Here is a 19985-nt window from a genome sequence, read left to right as displayed (position 1 = left end):
GTTGTTACTATTTGATATCCTTTACACCGGATTAGGGACAAAACTGCCACCTCGGCAATACTTCAAATAATTTAGCGCATGTACTTGTCCAGTCATTTCTAGTTCACCCTGGTAGACAGGATCATGCCAGCCTTCAATATCAATAGTTCCCTTATAGCCGGCTTGGCGCAGAATCGAGATGATATCCACCCAGTTCGTATCTCCGAAGCCAGGCGTCCGGTCCCACACATAAGGCTTAGGTCCGTGAATTCCGTATTCCTTGACGATATCCCAGGCAATAGTGGCATCCTTGCCATGTACATGGAATACCTTATTCACCCATTTGCGTAGCTGCGGAATCGGATCAATGAGACCTATCAGCTGGTGGCACGGTTCCCATTCCAGACCCAGATTGTCTGCCGGTACAGCATTGAACATTTTCTCCCAGGCTGAAGGATTGTGAGCGATGTTCCACTCTCCGGCCTGCCAGTTTCCACCCATAGAGCAATTTTCAAAAGCAATTCTTAAGCCACGATCGGCTGCCCTTTTGGACAATTCACTAAACACCTCTGCAAATCTCGGAATCGACTCGTCAATCGAAGAACCTGGAAGACGTCCAGTGAATCCGCCGATAATATCTGTGCCGAATAAATGCGCATGATCAATCAATCGCTCCCAGCTGGCGAGTGTGTCAGCGTTGTCGCCTGTTCCTGAAAGTGGATTGCCATAAATCCCAACAGAAGAGATGACAAAATCATGTTCAGCAGCCAGTTCCCTTAGTCGTGCAGCTGTTTCTACAAGATTGGTTTCACCTGTGGTCTGCCAAAAGTTCAGGTTAAAGGATTCAAAACCATGCTGAACGATTTGCGGAATCACGGTGACGGCCTCCCCGCCACGAACCAGAGTACCTATTCTCAATGTGTCTTGCATTTGGGTTACCACTCCAATGATAGCGTTTATAGTCAGTATTAAACCTTAAGTGTTTTGAGCATCTTGCAAGAGCCTCGCTTGAGCAATACCGCATCGTAGACAATATGCTGATGACCTGACCGTCCAGAAATTAGATCAAGCAGAACGCCCACACTGGATAAAGCCATTTCTGTACCCGGTTGGCTGATCGTATCAAGTGAAGGATGAAAATATTCAGCCATTTCGATCCCGTCAAAGCCAATGATTGAAATATCATCCGGAATAGACAACCCCGCGGTAAGCACCGCTTTGGCAGCACCGATAGCAATCGTGTCGGAGGCTGCAAATATTGCGGTTACTCCCTTATCCCTTTTAAGCAATCTTCGCGCTGCATCAAATCCAGAGCTAGGACTGTATTCACAATCTTCCACAAGCTGTGCATCATAAGGCAGATTATGTTCTTCCAGTGCTTTCTTGTAGCCCAAATAACGCCGGTTGCCTGTCGTTTCATCCAGTAATGGGGACTTGGCTAGAAAACCAATATTCTCATGCCCAAGTGAGACCAAGTAATTGGTGGCCTTATAAGCTTCCTTCAATTCATTAATGGTGACACTAGAAAAGATATCAGGGTCCACCTCTTGTGTAGATGTGATCGTTGTCAGAACAAATGGGACCGTCAGCTGCTTGAATTTCTCTTCAGAATGATTGTAAGTTCCGCCCATGAAGATAATCCCGCATAGATTCTTTTCTTTAGTCAGCTGAATCGCCGCATTAATTTCATCCGTTCCATCCTCTACCTGATGAATGAGGAAGGGATAACCTCGAAGATTAGCCTGCCGCTCGATTTCTTTGATCATATTGGAGAAAAACGGATTAGTAATCCCTTTAACCATGAGCGCAATATTCTTAGACTCCGTCGTTTTTAAATTTCTTGCATTGGAATTAGGAATGTAATTATATTCCTTAACAACATTCAGAACCTTTTCCCGTGTAGCCTTGCTCACCAGCCCCTTATTGTTGATGACCCTGGAAACCGTCGAGATGCCCACTCCGGAAATCCGCGCGATATCCTTGATATTTACGTCCACTATACTCCCCCACTTATAAGTAAGGGAGCTATATGCTACTATAGCTCCCTCACACCTTTTAACGTTCTTTAGTTCACTGGAACAAACTCAGCCAATTGCTTTTCTACTTCGGCAATAACCTTGTCAATTCCTGCTTTTTTCAGTTGCTCACGGTAATCCGCTACAGCAGCTTTAGGATCTTTGCTTGTTTTACCAAGCATCAATTGAACACCAAGCTGGGAATTTACGTTGGAGATCGAAGCAATCTCTGTAGTAACATTCGCTGGATCGAAAGTAAAGCCGTTGTATGGATCATTGATAGCCACTTTATCCCACTCTGCGAACAGAGAATTACGGATTGGGTTCTCTGTGTCCGTAGGAACTACGAATTTGTCATTACGAAGTGACCAAGCAGCGAAACCTCCGCCGTCTGTTTTTTCGTTGAAGCCTGCAGGCTGCTTTTTAACTCCATTTTCCATGACATATTGCTTACCTTCAATACCGTTTTGGATGAGGTTGTAGTAGCTTTCGTCAGTCATGAACTTCTCGATTACCATCAAAGAACGCTCTGGATTCTCAGAGTTGACACTAATTACGGTAGAGTTATCAACACCCATTTTACGTTTAATCTTCTTGTTAGCTTCTGCAAAAGTATAGAAATCAGTTTCTACCCCTGGTAGTGCCGTCTTATCCCCGCCATATTGACCGAGCCAGTCCTGAGTATGCGTCAAGTAACCCGCGGAGTTTGCTGCTCTGAAGTTATCCTTGCTTCCAAGTGATGAGGACAGTACATCTTTGCCCCAGTATCCCTTGTCTGCCCATTCACGCATCTTCACAGCCCAATCTTCGAATTCTTGGGTGTAGGCTGGAGAGAACACTGTTTTGTAGTCCTCTGCGCTCTTAGTCGCTAAATTGATTTCATTTGTTGAGATCCCTGGTGCATTAAGCCACTGACCAGTAGTATCTACGAGCATTCTGAACATATTTTGTGCATCTTCAGCTTTACCATTAATAGGTGGGAATGATTCATTGGCAACTACATTGTCCATGTATTTAACCATATCGTCGATAGATGCAATTTTTTCCATGCCGTATTTTTTCAGCAAGTCTACACGATAAGCATAACCGCTTGGTGTATATTCGCTATAAAGACTCGGAACACCATAGATTTTACCTTTGACCTTCGTATTTTCCCACACACTTGCTGGAATTTCTGCCTTCAGCTTAGGAGCAACTTTGTCGAGCATGTCAGTAATGTCTACCAATGCACCTTCACTTGCTAATGTATAGTAGTTTACCGGTGCTCCAGGAGAAGCATGTGACAAATCAAAATTTTCACCAGAAGCAAATAGCAATGGATATTTCGTTGCAATATCTGGCCAGTCGATATATTTAATTTCTAAAGTTGTATTGATATCTGCCTTGAGTTTTTTGTTAATCTCAGCTAGAATCGCCTTATTTTGAACACCTTCACTGCCCCACAAGTAGTACGTCAGCTTTGCTTCTTTGGAAGTATCGACTCCTCCTGTATTGTTAGCAGATGTTTCTGGTGATTTAGTAGCTGCTGCATCATTGCTAGAAGCATTGTCTTTGGATGATGAGCAAGCTGTAAGTGCCCCCGTAAGCATTAGGACAGCTAGTAAAGAAGACGCCATTTTTTTACCTTTCATTAGGTAAACCTCCCTTTTTTTCTGTTAATAATGATTGCTTGATTTATAATAAACGCCCTATGAAAAGGAAACGTCCATTAACCCTTTACTGCCCCGATTGTGAGGCCTGTTACGAAGTAACGCTGCACAAATGGATATAGAAGAATAATAGGTCCAGTAGCTAGCACAGCTGTAGCCATTTTAATGGATTGCGTCGGAAGATCAGCAGTATTGATTACCGCCCCCGAATTGACTAGCGCTCCGAGATTCGCCTGATTGACCATTCGCTGCAAGAAGTATTGAAGCGGATACTTCGTCGGATCGTCGATATACAACATTCCGTTATACCATTCATTCCAAAAGCCCAGTGCCGAGAACAATCCAATCGTAGCTAAGGATGGAACTGCTAGTGGAATGAATATCCGCCAATAGATGCGGAAGTCACCGGCGCCGTCAATTGTAGCGGATTCATATAGGGAATCCGGAATAGCTTTCATAAAGTTACGCATTAGGAAGATGGACCAAGCGCCCACTACACCCGGAAGGATCATGGCGAATAAGCTGTCCTTCATATGAAGATGTTTGACCATCAGGATATACGTTGGAATCAAACCACCGCTGAAAAGCGTTGTAAAGTAAATCATAAAGGAGAAGAAATTACGATATTTGAAATCTTTTCGGTTAAGTACGAACCCAGCCATTGACATCATGAATAGTCCAAGTACCGTACCTACTACGGTGATAAAAATCGTAACCTGATAAGCACTTACTAGTTTGCCAGAGTTATTTAACAGCAATTCATAAGCCTTTATTGAGAATTCCTTTGGCCAGAGCTTATAGCCTTCACGGACAATTTCCTGTTCATTCATGAACGAGGAAGAGATCATTAATGCAAAAGGAAATACACAAAATAGTGCAAAGATTGTAATGCAGAGATAGCTAACCGCTTTAATGAGAATACTGCCAGAATCCTGCTTGATTTTTGATTGTTCCACTGATATCACCCCTATTTCGTTTCTGAATTTAGAATAATGCGCTGTCTGGTTCGACCTTACGAACAATAAAGTTTATCACCAGTACCAGAATCAGACCGAATAAGGATTGATAGAAGCCGACTGCCGCACCCATGGAGAAGTTGAATTGCCCCACTAATGAACGGAAGACATAGGTATCAATGATATCCGTCTGCGGATACAGCACGGAGTTAGTACCAATCAGGTTGTAGAATAGGTCGAAGGAGCCTTTAAGAATGCCACCCAATCCGAACAACAGCAATAGAATAAAAGTAGGCTTCAGAATTGGAAGAGTCATGTAGCGAATCCGCTGCCAGGTCGTAGCCCCATCCATATAGGCCGCCTCATACAAATCATGATTAATTCCTGTAATGGTTGCCAAATAGACAATCATACCGTATCCAGTTCCGGCCCAAATCTTAAAGGCAACAATGATATACTTCCAAATCCCAGGGTCAGAGTAAAATTCATAACGATCTAACCCCAAGCTTACAAACATCGTATTAATAAAACCTGAGTTGAAGTTGAACAAGTTGTAGGCAAATACACCGACGATAACCATTGAGATAAAGTTTGGAAGAAGAATGACGGACTGCGTTATCTTCTTGAACCACTTACCTGCTATTTCAGATAACATAATGGCGAAAACGATTTGAATAATATTCCCCAAGGCAAGAAATACAACATTGTAGAGTAGTGTATTTTTGGTAATATTCCAGAGATCACCGTTTTGAAACAGGAACTCAAAGTTCTTAAGGCCAATGAAATTACTACCGAAAATCCCCTTGTTTAGTTTGTAGTCCACAAATGCGACGTAAGCGCCAGGCATTACGGCATAGTGAAAAATAATGAAGTATAGGATTACAGGCAGCAACATTAGAAAAAGCACTTTGTTCTTAATGACTTCCCGGACAATATTTCCACCCGCAAGCTTAATTCTTGACAATGAGCCCACCTCCAATTTGAAAGATGCATTTCATCATATGCATAACTTAGCTTCCTTTCTTGTCCCGCAACCAGCTTAAAACTGATTGCTCATCCTTTATGATAAAGCGTATCGGATGATATAGAAACGTTTCCATAATTTCTTTGAAACTCCCTGTACGAAAATCATACTCCCTAGATGTATGCGCTGTCAATTCATTTTATTTTTGTTTTTCTAGTAATAAAAATCACAATTTACAACCTAAATATAATGAATCAGCCGATTTCACGAAGATAATTGACTTTTTATGGCCTTCGGACTAAGATCGATATGTATCGTTTATGGAAACGTTTCTATCTGTTCTTTCATAAACATGTCAGCCTCTATCTATGACGTCTGACGTTGAACTCCCCGTACCGATCTATTACATGTCTCATCCAATAATATTAATCTGCGTATGCACACGGAACAGGGTATTGAAAGCTATCCTTTACTCGGAATCCTCTCCCGCTTAAAGTAGCGGCGAACAGAAATCGCAAGCGCTTTCTTATTGGTATAGCACATCTAATTTTCACAATAACTATCAATGCGCTCACGAGGAAGGTGTTAACCATGACTAAATCTTTTATCCAAGATCTTGTGAACGATATGACTCTGGAAGAAAAACTGGCCCAATTAACCCAGCTAGGCCCTCACTATTGGGGCTTGGATGATACCGTGGATTTAACCGGCCCATTTAAAGAACTGAACATTCAGCCACAAGTAATGGAGAACATCGGAAGTGTTCTGAACGGTATTGGAGCCAGAAATGTGATTGATCTGCAGACCCGGCATTTGCAAGCCAGTCGTCAGAAGATTCCTCTGCTCTTCATGGCGGATGTCATTCATGGCTACAGAACAATTCTTCCGATCCCGCTTGCGATAGGTTGTAGCTTTGATATGGAAGCTTGCGAACGATTTGCTGAAATTGCAGCCAAAGAGAGCGCAGCTGCCGGCATCCATCTCACTTTCTCACCTATGACGGATCTCGTACGCGATCCGCGCTGGGGACGGGTGATGGAGACATCCGGTGAGGATCCTTATCTAAATGCCCGTGTAACTGAGAGCATGGTACGGGGCTATCAGGGCAAAGACCTAAAAGAAAAAGGGCGGATCGCTGCCTGTGTGAAGCACTTCGCCGGTTACGGCGCTCCCGAAGGCGGTCGTGAATACAATACGGTAGATATGTCCCTCGGCGTATTACGTGAGTTCTATCTACCAGCCTATAAAGCTGCTGTAGATGCTGGTGTAGCCATGGTGATGGCCGCATTCAATACGATTGACCGCATACCAGCAAGCGGTAATTCCAAACTTCTCCGGGGAATTTTGCGTGAGGAATGGGGCTTCAACGGCGTTACCATCGCCGATTTCAATTCCGTAAATGAACTAATCCCTCATGGCGCTGCCGAAGATGGTCGTGAAGCAGCGGAGAAAAGTCTGGCTGCCGGACTAGATATTGAAATGATGTCCACCCATTATCTAAACCACGGCGCTGCTCTCGTCGAGGAAGGCAAGCTTGATATCTCCTTGATTGATGAAGCCGTTATCCGGGTGCTAGAACTCAAGGACGCTCTCGGCTTGTTTGACAATCCATTCAAGGATGCAGATCCACTAGTAGATGAGGCGCCCACGCCGAGCGCGGAGAATTTACAAGCTGCGAGAGAGCTGGGTGCCAGCTCAGTGGTGCTGCTGAAAAATGACAATAACGCTTTGCCCCTGAAACACGGTATGAAGATTGGATTGGCTGGTCCCTTCGCTACCTCTATTCATGTGCTGGGCGGCTGGTCTGGAACGGAAAAAGACCCGGCCGTATCACTCTACAACGGCATTTCTCAAAAAACATCTGCCGCGGATATTATTACGGCCATGACTGGTGAGCTGGGAAGCATGCTAGAGGGTGTTTTTGATGTGGAGGATGAAATCGAAGAAGCCTTTCAGCGCCTAAAAGATTGCGATGTAATTCTCGCTGCTGTCGGTGAGAATCAGCAGGATACGGGGGAAGGCGGAAGCAAAACCAATTTGCGCTTGTCGACCAATCAGGAGAAGCTGATCTGGCGTCTGAAAGATACCGGCAAAAAGATTGTTACCATTGTATTTAGCGGCCGACCGCTGGAACTAAAGCCTGTTCTTGAGGCCAGCGATGCTTTGCTGCAAGCCTGGTTTCTGGGTACGGAATCCGGAAATTCATTAGCTGATGTGCTGTTCGGAGATTATAATCCGTCCGCTCGTTTATCTATGAGCTTCCCTTACTCGGTTGGGCAAATTCCTGTTTATTACAATGCCTATCAGACGGGACGTCCCTATGATCCCCTATATCCCAATGTGCGTTATGTAACCCGATATCTGGATTGCCCTAATGACCCTCTTTTCTGTTTTGGCTATGGTCTGAGCTATTCCAGTTTTGATTACAGCAACTTCAAGGTTGATGCTGCCGAGCGGGTTGTTGCCTCCATTGAGGTGGAGAATACTTCAGACATCACCGGCAAGGAAACCGTTCAACTCTATATCCACGATGTCAGCGCAAGTGTCGTCCGCCCGGTCAAAGAGCTAAAAGGCTTCCGACAAATTACACTCGCAGCGCATGAGAAACAAGTAGTTTCTTTCGAGATCACTAGAGATATGCTGATGTTCTACGGAAAAGACGATCAATTGGTCTTTGAACCCGGGGAATTTGATATTATGATTGGTAGAAGCTCCGGAGACCATTTCACCCAGCGGATCTGGATCGGCTAACTATATTAGACAGTAAGGGAGATAACCCCAATGAGACACAGCTTATCATTTCAGCAAGATGGAATCTTGAAAATTGTACAGTTCACTGATCTTCACTGGATGGATGGAAGAGCCGAAGATCAGCGTACCCGGGAACTGATGGAACGTGTTCTAGAAGCAGAACAACCTGATCTTGTGGTCTTCACGGGAGATCTAATTTACACTGCCCCTGTCTCTCCTGGCGAAAAGGCGTGTGAAGACCCTGCCCAAGCATTTCGGGATGCTGTCGCTGCTGTAGAAAAAACAGGTACCCCTTGGGCCTTCGTATTTGGTAACCATGATACAGAAACCCTGATTTCCCGCAGTGAATTGATGCAGATAGCATTAGAACATCCCCACTGTCTGGCCGAAGCCGGTCCAGAGGATCTTGAAGGCTCAGGCAATTACACACTTGAAATAAAAGATCAGGATGGCCATGCGGCCGCGGTCCTTTATTTTGTTGACTCCGGCAGCTACTCCGAGATGGAGCATATCCCTGGCTACAATTGGGTTAGCCGGAATCAGATTAACTGGCTAACTGCTGAATCCGCTAGATTGAATCCTAAAACTGCTGAGAACAGGCTGCCTGCATTAGCTTTCTTCCATATCCCGATTCCCGAATATCGTGAGGTCTGGTCTACACAAGTCTGTCATGGGTATAAGTATGAGCGTGTATGCTCACCTGAGGTTAACTCGGGATTATTCTCGGCTTTGCTTGAAATGGGTGATGTGCTGGGCACCTTCTGCGGACATGACCATATCAATGATTTTACGGGCAGCCTGTATGGCATACGTCTTTCCTATGGCCGTGCTACCGGCTACAATACTTATGGAAAAGAAGGCTTTATGCGGGGCGCACGCGTCATCAGACTGACCCAAGGCACCCAAGACTTCGATACCTGGCTTCGTCTTGAAGACGGATCTGTCCTGCTGGAACAGCCAATTCATCAGCCTGAACCTGCTGCCGGTTCAGAACATTAATCGTCTTACTTTATTGTCTGCAATCTTTTTGCTCATTAATAGTTATAAAAAAGAACCCGCATAGTGCTGGTTCTTTTTTATGTTCCAATATTAGCTTGTTCCCATACTCCCCATTACATCGCTTTTTTTGTTAAAATAGAGTAGTCGACGTATTAAGCACTACAGCGTCAGTCATGGAACGGAGGCAAGTACCTGTGGATTATATTATTCTGGACATCGAATTCAACGGCCGTAAGTTTGCCAGCGAGCACCCTATGGAGGTCATTGAGATTGGAGCCGTCCGGTTAGACTCTTCATTGCAGTATAAGGATGAATTTTCTTCCTTGATCAAACCCATATATTTCTCTACCCTTAATTCTTTCATTAAGAAAAAAACCGGTATTCCACAAGAGGAAATCGATATCGCACCCCGCTTCCCAAAAGTCATCACTGCGTTTAGAGAGTGGCTCGATCTAAGTACAAACGGAGTTCTGCTGCTTACTTGGGGTGGCGAGGATATGAAGCGAATCATTCAGGATGTGCGCATGCACAAGATGGACGAATCCTATTGGATGTCTGCTACGTATTTGGATTTGTTAAAAGGTGTGCTGCGAGCACGTGGGCTTAGCAATGATATTAGTGTCGAAGGCGCTATGGCATTGTTCGAGCTTGAGCCTTCCGGCTCCGCTCACCGGGCACTGGATGATGCACGAATGACATCGGAGATTTTCCGTGCGGTGTTTAACGAGCTAGATTTCGAGCGCTCCCAGCATTATGTAGATACCTTCTCCAACGCAAAGGAACGCAAAACGGTCAAAGCTGCCATCAAAGCCATAACCGCGCAAAAAATAGTACCTACCTGGGAGCTTGTTGTTGAGCATTACTTCTCAGACCCAGCAACCCTCGCCGATCCACGTAAACTAGAGGAATTGCATAACTATTTCGCAGCACAAATGGGACTTAAAAAGGTTCAATAGTCTACTAAAACAGCATGTAGGACAACCTAAACAGCGGCAGTCTTCCCAATGAGCACTCAGAGGATGGCTGCCGCTATTTTGAGTTAATATAACAAAGTACTAAGGAACTTATCTCTGAAACTGTGGTAGAAAGTCGGCATTCTGCTCTAGAATATCAGCTAGCACCGCCTTGGCAATTCGTTCATCGCCGACCAGCGGGTGGAGCGTCAATGCCTGAAGAGCAGAAGCATAATCGCCTTTCACCGCAGCTTCAATCGTCAGCTCTTCATAGGACTTCACCACCTGAAGCAATCCTCTAATCTGTGGAGGCAGTGGCTTAACTAGTCCCAAAGCATGTGGGCCATCCGATTTAATGACACAATTGATCTCAATGGATACATCATCCGGAAGACAAGGTATTGCCCCTTGATTGCGAACATTTACAGTCTGAATATCGCCTGTATCATTATAAATAGACTTCATGAGCTGAACGGCCGCTTCAGAATAATAAGCTCCGCCACGTTTCTCCAGCTGGGCAGGCTTTTCATGTAGTTCCGGCTGTTTATACAGCTCAAACAGCTCCGCCTCTACTTCCTTCACATCATCTGCACGAGTTTTGCCTGTCGCCTGATAATATTCTAGCATCTCGCCGTACATTTCTTCCTTCATATAATAGTAACGGTGATAAGCGCAGGGAAGGGCACCTACCGAATGAATAAACTCAGCATCCCATTCCAGATCGGGAATATTGGCTGGCGAAGATTGACCGATGCTGCCAAGTCGGGTCATGAAATCCTCTGTCACATCATCACCATCAAGCACTACCCGGGTCGTCCAATTCAAATGATTAATTCCGACAATCTCAATGAACATCCGCGTTTGCTCCACCCCGTATAGCTCGGCAATCTGCATTTTTGTACCAATAGGTAGATTGCATAACCCAACGGACTTAACCTTAGAATACTTGGAGACAGCTTCTGTAATAATACCGGCAGGGTTAGTGAAGTTAATCATGAAGGCATTGGGCGCTAGCTCTTCAATATCACGGCAAATACCAAGAATGACTGGAATGGTACGGAGAGCTTTGGCGAAGCCACCTGCTCCTGTCGTCTCCTGACCGATCAGCTGATGAGACAACGGTATCTTCTCATCTCTTGAACGTGCGTCTAACATCCCTACCCGAATTTGTGTCGCTACAAAATCAGCATCTCTGATCGCTTCGCGCCGATCCAAAGTCGTATACAATGTAATCAGCTTTCCACTCGCATTAATCATCCGCTGAGCCAGTTCGCCAATAATCCGTAACTTCTCTGCCCCTTGCTCGATATCGGCTAAATACAGCTCAGTGACCGGAAACACTTCATGATAACGGATCAGCCCCTCAACCAGCTCCGGTGTATAGGAGGAACCTCCCCCAATAACTGCAATCTTTAAGTGTGACTTCTTCATTTATTGTTCTCTCCCTCTTGCACTCAATTAGTTTATAGTAACATCGTCATATCTTGTTCCTACAATTTTTTCTTTTGTCTTCTAATAAAATACTTTGAACAAGGTTAGGACCATTTACTATTCCAATATTAGTAATTTATTCGTCGTTTTCTTAGTTAAACCGCATTTATTTTATGTTTCCTCCGATTCTTCATCCGTGATATAATATAACAAATATGTAATCGGAGGATGTTTGTAATGACAAAGAGAATAAATAACTCATTATATTCCATCATAAAAGAACAACTTCTGAAACAAATTCAGTCTGGAGTATACGCAGTTGGAGACAAGCTTCCTACTGAGGCTGAGCTATGTGAGATGTTCTCCGCGAGTCGAACAACAATCCGCCTTGCCCTTAGCGAGCTTGAAAATCAAGATATTTTGGAGCGGTATCAAGGGAAGGGAACTTTCGTCAAACGTAAGGAGCTTCAGCTCAACCAGGCGCGCAGCTTCACTGAGGATGTGCTGATGAGTGGCAAAGAGCCCACCAGCAAAATTATCGAAGCCAAAGTAATACCAGCCGAAATGCCGATTAATGAATATCTTAATATCCCTTTAAAGGCACCCGTGAACCACTTGCTGCGGATACGTTATGCCGACAATGAGCCATTACTTTATGAAAATACTTATATCGCTTGGGATCTGGCACCTGGTCTTATCAATGACTACAAGGAGGGTTCGCTGTTTTCCTTTTTAGAGACAGAGCATAATCTAAAAGCCCACCGTTCCGTTGAACAGTTGAAACCCGTTCTAGCCAATAGTACCGCCAGCAAGCTGCTTGGAGTTAAGGAAGGCTCGCCCTCTCTGCAGGTAAGGACATTTACTTATTTAGCTGATAACTCCCCACTGGAGTACAGCTTTGGCGTATTCCGTGGTGATTTTCCCATCTATACAATTGAACGACAATTTTGAGGCTCATCACTGGCATCAGCTAATAATTAGCTAGAAGTAACCTGCCTTGAAGAATGCGAAGCGCCCTTGCGGGCGCTTCTTTCTGTACTCACTCTTTTATAATTTCAAAGTAGCGTCCCATCCAGTATGGCAGGGTGAATACCGACCCGGCTTCTATGCTACCCGTGCGATAGTTGTAGTTTGGATTGACGCCAGTGGATTGGCTCTCATTAGCAAACGGATTGGAATTGTGCTTAATAATCCGACGCTCATCAGGAGCGAGTGCGTAATTTGTCTGTTTGGCTTTATCGCGGTCTCCAGGTTCAATATAAAATACATCCTGGCGATCCCATTCAACAGGAAACTCAATCTGGAATTCAGGGAACCGGTAGAGGAATCGAACGGCCGACTGTAAATCTACATCTGTTTTGTCAGGATGCGCGAGCTGATACAGGAAGGTATAGAACGGATTCTCCTCCCGGACTTCGTTAGAGTACCACTGATCATAAGCCTCTACGATCTTGGCGTGTCTAAGCTCATCCTGTTCCAGTGTGACAAGTATAAATACCGGGAACCATCCAAGCTCTTCATCGGAATAGTTGATATATTGGGTCCAGTCATTGTGCAGCGTAGCATTGGCGTTGGTACTGTCGCCTGCATTGTCCATGGTTACCACCTCATTGCCGTTATCACTGTAAGCATTGGTAGCTTGGCGCACAATTCTCCGTTCAACATATTCCAACGCCATATCTATATAGCCCAGACCGTTCACATACGGATCTTCCTTACTATAGCTGCTAGCAAAAGCCTGTTCATATGCCATCTCGTATTTGAGCGAGTCCGCCGGATATCTTTTTTCAGTGACGAAGCTAGCTGTTTTCAGTACACCCATTACCTCGAGAGCATTGAGCGGTGCATCTTCATAGCCATAGGACAGTGCATCGTTCCCATCCTTATCGACACCAACACTGAATTCCCACTGTTTCTGCTTCTCCATAGTGCTAAGACTGTCGTTAAAATACTTCCCGAGCCATCTCGACCACTGTGTCGATTTGCCAGTAGCATCCTCAATATAGTAATGGTCATCCTTCAGAATCAGCTCTGTCATACGGTGCGTAGTTTCTTCAATAAAGGATTTCAGCTCTAACAATTCGGGATCATTACTGTCCCCTACCAGATATTTGAAGGCTGTATAGAACATAGCATAGTGGCCAATCACTTCATCTGATGAAGTATCCGCTTTATAGACGATCTGATTCATATCAATATGACCATCTACAATTACGCTACTAGGGAACAAATCATTGAAGAAATCAGGAATTTGCTCATACACAGGTGCTGTCAGCTGAAACAAAGGTTTATTCGTTTCGCTCGTTGTCTTATCTTCCTTTGCGGTGCTGTTGTTGGTGGCCGCCGTAATCACTGGAAGCACTTGATATACCGGACCGCTTTCCGTTGTTTCAACGATGGTTTTAATATCAATGCCTAGCTTCTGCCCCTCGGGACGTGTCAGGTTGAGCTCATCGATTGATGCTTGACTAAGACCGAGCCCATTATAATTCATTACATCAGTACCACCACTCGGGAATAACGTCGAGCCTTTTTTGTTCTCCGCATCCTTAGTCACCCTGACCATCGAATAGCCTATGGGTTCTACACCGTCATCGCGTTGCATGCTTGGAATAATCCCATTTGGATTATTCTTATCCGGACCGACGAAATTCTGGAACCAAAAACCATTCGTCGATTGATACCCATACACTGTATTTCCCACCGTAGCTGCAGTCGCCTCGCTAGTTAGCATATAGGAACGAACTGGGAAGCCATTTCCGCGGCCCGACACATAATCTAGTAGCAGCACTGCTTTGGTGGCACGGAGTGCAGCAGCCTTTGCGTCATTTATTTCCGCCACCTGCTCTGAGGTCGGATTGGTGCCGTATTGCTCCTGCAGCGCCTTATAGCGGAAGACCTCGCCCATCGCATACATTGTCGTCCATAAGCCATCATTATCACTGGTCGTAGGTGTTGAATTGAAAACACCAGTTGCCGAATTGTAGTTTACAGCATCTGTTGTGTTGTCCGTGTCAGTAAAGGTAAAGCTTGTGCCATGAACCATACCGCGTCTGTCCAGAATAGTCTGAACTAAATCCTCATAAATGAATGATTTCTCATGCAATGTTTGCTCCGGCATAGCAATATGCGTCACACCACTTGCTGTCCGCGCCCAAATACCTCCCGCTTCGTCACTAGCTAAACCAGTAACATGATTATCTCCGCCATACAAATATCTTGGACCTGCCATGTATTGAACGATATCCTTTGTATCACTTGCATTAAAATCGACCCGCTGTAGTCCATTCTGCGTACCAATCCAATAGACGCCTTCCTTATCGAGAACGACACTTGTCACATCACCGATCACTGACAGCGGCAAAAATTTCAACGCACTTGCGTCCGTAATCCAGTCAAGCGTATTCGGAATGGAAGCTGAGCCATTTTTATAGTAGGTCATTTTCTTTGACTGCACGGCCTCCAGCTGAACAGGTGAATAGCTAGCTCCAGGCAGCTTTGCTGCCCCTACAGGTATTGCCGACAGTGTGAATAACGTAACAGCAAGCAATGCGCCTGTTATTTTTCGAGCGCGTTTCTTCATCATTTGCATAAATTCATTCCCCTTCCCTTATTGATAAATATGCGATACACCTGTTTCCGTAATGGCCAAAACACCTGTGCTGCCGTCAGAGATTAGCAGAAGCACTTTATTATCCGTTAACTGCTTAGTCTCAGCTGTATAAGCTAGCATTTCATTGGTGGAAAGCTTAATTCGAGTAACCCCACTATCGGTTCCAATCCATAGGTACGTCCGATTTTTATCTAAAACTGAGCTGTTAATTCCTCGAAGGGAGGCAAAAATAGAAGGCTTAGCGTTGAATTGGTAGTTTACGAAGGTAATAGCGTTGGTGAGATCAGGCATAACTACTGCTGAGTTAGCGATTGAAGGTTTATACGAAGGATCTTGAAGAAAAGTTATATATTGCTTAGCCTTTCCTTCTGCCCCAGTAGAGCTAAAGGATTTAAGTACCTCTTCATAGCTGTACAGTATGGTAGCTTTTGGTTCGGGATCAACCGTACCAGGTTCTCCCGTTCCAGGATTTCCTGTACCCGGGTTTCCTGTACCGGGATTCTCTGTTCCCGAGCTACCGGAACCAGAACCGCCAGAACTACTCGACGTATTAGGCACCCCATTACCGCTGCCTTTATAATCGTGACCGTTTATTGTCACTTTACTAGCATTCACCGTCAGCTTGTTCGGCATCGATGCCAAGGAAACTCCCTCAGCATTCACTTCAGCTTCTGCAATTGTTCCTTCACCAGTTACTTCAGCCCCACCGTTAAAGAACAACTTCTTAATGCTCGCACCTTTCACAAGCTGAATTCTTGACTCTGCTGCTAAAGAGGCGACCTTAAAACTAGTGATTTCGCCACCATTAAAGACAAAACGTGTCTTTCCGGCAAGATTTAGCTGATTTACATTTCCATTCAATGAGACATCCGCAAGCCCATTTGTTAGTACATTAATTGTATCAATTGGGTTATTGGATTCATTAACAACCTGCGATCCCGAGAGGACATCTATAAGTGGGAGTGTCGTTGTCCCTTTAAGTACAACTCTTATTGGAGAGGACGGTTTATTGATTACAATTCTTTTTATTTTACTGTCCGTAATTGTGATACTGTTCGCACCCCCGCCGTTTATGTAAACGACGCCTCCGATTACTGCACTTTGCAGACTCAAATCTCCTTCCCCAACACCCGGAGTTATATATAAATTGCCTGTAAGGTTCAGATTGGATAGGACTGCTCCGGGCCTGTTGACAATCATACTGCTGCTAGAGATACCGGAATGTTCTCCGCCATCGGTGATCAGAATCCCCATAGCTCTATTAATCATCTTCACTGCCTCTGCACGAGTCAGCTCCTTCTTCGGCTGAAAGGTAGCCTCTGGTGTGCCTTCCACATAGCCGGCTGCCTTCATCGCATAGACCGCTTCCTTAGCCCAACTGGAGATTGCTGCATCATCAGCAAATGCGACACCACTGCTTGCCGAAGTCGCAACATTAAACACTCTGCTAAGAATAAGAGCAGCCTTCTCCCGGGTAAGTACCTCTAGCGGTTCAATGCCTCCCTCCCCATTGCCGAGAATTGCCCCAGCAGCAACCGCCTTGCTAATTTCTGGCGCATACCAAGCAGTCAAAGGTACATCCTTAAAGGTTTCACTACTCACTGCACTGAAATTAAAGATGCGATTGATCAAGGTAACGAATTCTGTCTTTCGAATTCCTTCGTTAGGCAATACCTTGCCGTCTTTATCACCTTTGAGTAGCCCCATTTCCTTCCACGAGGCAATTTCTGTTGCAGCCCATTTTGGAATAACCTCCGTCGTGTCTGCGAATGCGGCTGACGTGTACGCCATAGATGATGTAACAGCAAGTATAGCGAGTGCCTGCTTCAAGCTGAACTTCATATGCGCTCCTCCTTCATATTTTTGCTTTTAGTTTCACCATATAGAAAACTCAAATGCTAATATTATGTCACCTCCATGTAATATTCTCATAATTTGTAGTAACGTTTAATCACATTCTATTTTTAATCATAACAAATTGTCAATAGCTTATTTAGAGTGCATTCATTTTAATTTTATTCAGCATAATTCAAAACCCTTTAGAATATAAACCCTTATACATCCACTTTTGTTTGCGCTTTCATTCACTAATGTTAATTTTTAAAGCCCCCGGATTACAGTTAGCATTCCTGCATTATTTTTCTTATTAAAATCTTAAAAGTGATTGACATCACATTAAATATAATCAATAATGAGAACTAAGTTGTTACTACATTTATTTCATCCAATTTATTACTCCTCTTAGCTCATGCCAACATCGCCCTCCTGTGTTAACTTAAATCACACGAAAGCTAATGGAAGAAGAAACTTAGGCACTCTTAGCAGTATAGGAAGTAAGCACGATGTCAATTTCATTATTGTTTCTATTAAACTCAAGGAGAGATGATCGATTGAGAAAATGGATGATTGGACTAGTTGCATCAATGCTGATTACTACTTTGGCAGGCTGTTCCTCCACCTCAAACAAAGAGAGCACAGCAGTAAACACAGGCACTACTGAGGGAAAAACGCAGACACTTCGCATTGCCATGGGTTCACCAGGTGAAGGTTTAATTAAAGTCTGGGAGGACATTGGAAAGGAATTCGAAAGCCAACATGCGGGGATTAAAGTTGAGTTCAACTATCAGGATGATGATACATACCAGACCATCGGGCTACCCAATCTACTCAGCGGCAAAAATGCTCCCGACCTCTATTTCGAGTGGGCTGGACAACGGCTACAGACAAGAGTAAGCGATGGTTATGCCGCAGATATTACCGAACAACTACAAAGCTCAGGCCTGAAGGATATGTTTGCTGACGGCACCTTCAACGGTATGATTGTCGACGGCAAGACGTATATGATTCCAACAGCAGGCGATGTGACAAATGTGATCTTTTACAATAAAGAAATCTTCAGTAAGCAAGGTCTTGAACCGCCTACCACCTGGGAGGAGTTCCTTACAGTGTGCCAGAAGCTTAAGGATGCCGGCATTACGCCGCTTGTTATCGGTAACTCCGATCTATGGACAGCCGGCAACTGGATTGCCCATGTCATTTCTAGAGTAGTAGGAGAAGATGCTTACAGTGAAGCGCTGCAGTTAAAGCAACCGTTTCATTCAAAAGATTTCATTAAAGCATACACCTATGTACAGGAGCTATGGGATAAAGGCTACATCAACGACAATGTGAATGCCCTCAACGACAGTGAAGGTGACATGATGTTCCTGAACGGTAGCGCGGCCATGCACCCCATTGGTAGTTGGCTTGTCCCAACCGCTGTTGAAGAAAACCCTGATCTTCAGCTAGGTTACTTCAATACTCCAGTCATGCCGGAAGGTAAAGGCAATCAGGATAGTGTAATCGGCGTACTTAATGGTATGGTCGTCAACAAGAACTCTAAGCTGATCGACGAAGCCATTGATTTTATGAAATTATATAGTTCAGCTGAATCGTCTAAAAAGCTATCCGATGCCGGGGCTGTACCGATCACTAAAGATGGTATTAATACCGAAACGACCCACCCGCTCTCGTTAAGCTTAAATGATCTGATGGAAAATGCACCTGCTCTAGTATCGCCTCCTGATACCGGCTATTCCATCGAGGTTGCAAATGCCTTAAATATGGCTACATCTCAAATCATTGGTGGAGCCAAATCCCCGGAAGACGCATTATCCGAATTGGAAACAACCATAGCCCCACTTAAATAAACATTCCTCATCCTTTATATAAGTCTCATCAGACCGCTCATCAGCAGTATACCTTGGGCGGTCTCCCCATACTTATGAACTGGAGGTATTGTCATGTCCGGCAAGAGTAATAAGCTTTCCCCTTACTTGTTCACAGCCCCCGCTGTATTGATATTTGCCTTTGTCGTGCTTGTGCCTGTTCTCATGACCTTCGTATTCAGCTTCTATGACTGGAACGGGATCGGCGCAATGACCTTCACAGGCTTCGACAACTATATTCGGGCTTTTCATGACCGTATTTATATTAGCTCCTATGGACATACACTTATCTATATTGTTGCTACGGTATTTGTGGAAGTATTAGTCGGACTTGGACTTGCAGGTTTAATAACAATGGGTCGCAAAGGCAGCGGACTATTCCGACTCGCCTTCTTTGTTCCTGTCATGTTACCAATGATTGTTATCTCCTACCTGTGGAAATTTGTTTACAATTCCGATTTTGGGATCGTCAATATGCTGCTGGACACAATCGGCCTGGAGAGCTGGACACGCGTCTGGCTAGGCAACCCTGATACCGCACTATACGCAATTTGTATTGTCTCCGGATGGGTATATGCTGGATTCTATATGACTATCTTTTATTCTGGCATACAGCGTATTTCCAAGGAGGTCTATGAATCTGCTTATCTGGATGGTGCAGGAGAAAGACATATTTTTTTCAAAATTAAAATTCCAATGATTCGTAATTTGGTGGAAACGGGAATCCTGCTATGTGTGTTAACTGGGTTTCAAGCCTTCGACCTGTTCTATGTTATGACCAATGGTGGTCCTTATAACTCAACGGAAATTGTTACTACCTATCTCGTCAAAGTCGTGTTTACTCATATGAGCATCGGCTATGGCTCCGCGCTGGCTGTCATCATGACGATTGTTATCGCTGTGATCGGACTCGTTACCGGCAAATTAACTAAGAAGGACTCCGACGCGCTGGAGTATTGAGAAAGGAG

14 protein-coding genes are annotated in these 19985 nt (G+C 44.5%); 6 read left to right on the top strand and 8 right to left on the bottom strand.

Translation table 11 applies throughout. The features are described 5' to 3' along the window. Nucleotides 1-21 precede the first annotated feature (21 nt). From MHI27_RS04385 to MHI27_RS04365, 5 genes are all read right to left on the bottom strand, one after another. Complete coding sequence (locus MHI27_RS04385; protein WP_076283826.1) at nucleotides 22-909, bottom strand: sugar phosphate isomerase/epimerase; 888 nt, start codon at nucleotides 907-909, stop codon at nucleotides 22-24. 38 nt (nucleotides 910-947) lie between these two features. After that, the gene (locus MHI27_RS04380) at nucleotides 948-1976 is read right to left on the bottom strand and encodes a LacI family DNA-binding transcriptional regulator (protein WP_218640842.1); all 1029 of its coding nucleotides are present in this window, start codon (nucleotides 1974-1976) and stop codon (nucleotides 948-950) included. 68 nt (nucleotides 1977-2044) lie between these two features. After that, complete coding sequence (locus tag MHI27_RS04375) at nucleotides 2045-3625, bottom strand: DUF3502 domain-containing protein (RefSeq protein WP_076283824.1); 1581 nt, start codon at nucleotides 3623-3625, stop codon at nucleotides 2045-2047. A gap of 77 nt (nucleotides 3626-3702) precedes the next feature. Next, nucleotides 3703-4599: a carbohydrate ABC transporter permease gene (locus MHI27_RS04370; protein WP_197069743.1), complete on the bottom strand. Its 897-nt coding sequence runs from the start codon at nucleotides 4597-4599 to the stop codon at nucleotides 3703-3705. A gap of 28 nt (nucleotides 4600-4627) precedes the next feature. Continuing rightward, the gene (locus MHI27_RS04365) at nucleotides 4628-5563 is read right to left on the bottom strand and encodes a sugar ABC transporter permease (RefSeq protein ID WP_256716269.1); all 936 of its coding nucleotides are present in this window, start codon (nucleotides 5561-5563) and stop codon (nucleotides 4628-4630) included. Between the two features lie 591 nt (nucleotides 5564-6154). Here MHI27_RS04365 and bglX point away from each other — a divergent pair. The 3 genes from bglX (at nucleotide 6155) to MHI27_RS04350 (ending at nucleotide 10269) form a co-directional block, all read left to right on the top strand. Beyond that, nucleotides 6155-8314 (top strand): beta-glucosidase BglX, encoded by a 2160-nt coding sequence (bglX, locus tag MHI27_RS04360; protein WP_076299081.1) that lies wholly within the window; start codon nucleotides 6155-6157, stop codon nucleotides 8312-8314. A gap of 30 nt (nucleotides 8315-8344) precedes the next feature. Continuing rightward, on the top strand, nucleotides 8345-9313 hold the full coding sequence (locus MHI27_RS04355) for a metallophosphoesterase family protein (protein ID WP_405175686.1): 969 nt from the start codon (nucleotides 8345-8347) through the stop codon (nucleotides 9311-9313). Nucleotides 9314-9507: 194 nt separating this feature from the next. Beyond that, nucleotides 9508-10269 carry a 3'-5' exonuclease gene (locus MHI27_RS04350; RefSeq protein ID WP_076299079.1) on the top strand — a complete coding sequence of 254 codons (762 nt, stop codon included), beginning with the start codon at nucleotides 9508-9510 and terminating at the stop codon, nucleotides 10267-10269. 108 nt (nucleotides 10270-10377) lie between these two features. Here MHI27_RS04350 and MHI27_RS04345 read toward each other — a convergent pair whose 3' ends face one another. Then, nucleotides 10378-11697, bottom strand: a complete 1320-nt coding sequence (locus MHI27_RS04345) for a 6-phospho-beta-glucosidase (RefSeq protein WP_076283820.1) — start codon at nucleotides 11695-11697, stop codon at nucleotides 10378-10380. 237 nt (nucleotides 11698-11934) lie between these two features. On the opposite strand from MHI27_RS04345, the gene MHI27_RS04340 reads away from it, so the two are divergent. Next, nucleotides 11935-12648 carry a GntR family transcriptional regulator gene (locus MHI27_RS04340; protein WP_076283819.1) on the top strand — a complete coding sequence of 238 codons (714 nt, stop codon included), beginning with the start codon at nucleotides 11935-11937 and terminating at the stop codon, nucleotides 12646-12648. A gap of 88 nt (nucleotides 12649-12736) precedes the next feature. Here the strand turns inward: MHI27_RS04340 and MHI27_RS04335 are convergent, their stop codons facing one another. Beyond that, a complete protein-coding gene (locus tag MHI27_RS04335) occupies nucleotides 12737-15289 on the bottom strand; it encodes a hypothetical protein (RefSeq protein ID WP_405175685.1) in 2553 nt (850 codons plus the stop codon). An 18-nt stretch (nucleotides 15290-15307) separates the two neighbouring features. Further along, nucleotides 15308-17152: an S-layer homology domain-containing protein gene (locus tag MHI27_RS04330; protein ID WP_405175684.1), complete on the bottom strand. Its 1845-nt coding sequence runs from the start codon at nucleotides 17150-17152 to the stop codon at nucleotides 15308-15310. A 548-nt stretch (nucleotides 17153-17700) separates the two neighbouring features. On the opposite strand from MHI27_RS04330, the gene MHI27_RS04325 reads away from it, so the two are divergent. Together MHI27_RS04325 and MHI27_RS04320 are read left to right on the top strand one after the other, a co-directional pair. Further along, nucleotides 17701-18999 (top strand): ABC transporter substrate-binding protein, encoded by a 1299-nt coding sequence (locus MHI27_RS04325; protein ID WP_179085735.1) that lies wholly within the window; start codon nucleotides 17701-17703, stop codon nucleotides 18997-18999. 93 nt (nucleotides 19000-19092) lie between these two features. After that, nucleotides 19093-19977 (top strand): carbohydrate ABC transporter permease, encoded by an 885-nt coding sequence (locus MHI27_RS04320; RefSeq protein ID WP_076283815.1) that lies wholly within the window; start codon nucleotides 19093-19095, stop codon nucleotides 19975-19977. The last annotated feature ends 8 nt before the right edge of the window (nucleotides 19978-19985 follow it).

The sequence above is a fragment of the Paenibacillus sp. FSL H8-0261 genome, assembly GCF_045040645.1.
GTDB lineage: Bacteria > Bacillota > Bacilli > Paenibacillales > Paenibacillaceae > Paenibacillus_AQ.
Note: the sequence above shows the minus strand (reverse complement) of the source record. Positions and strands in the feature narration are given on the sequence as shown.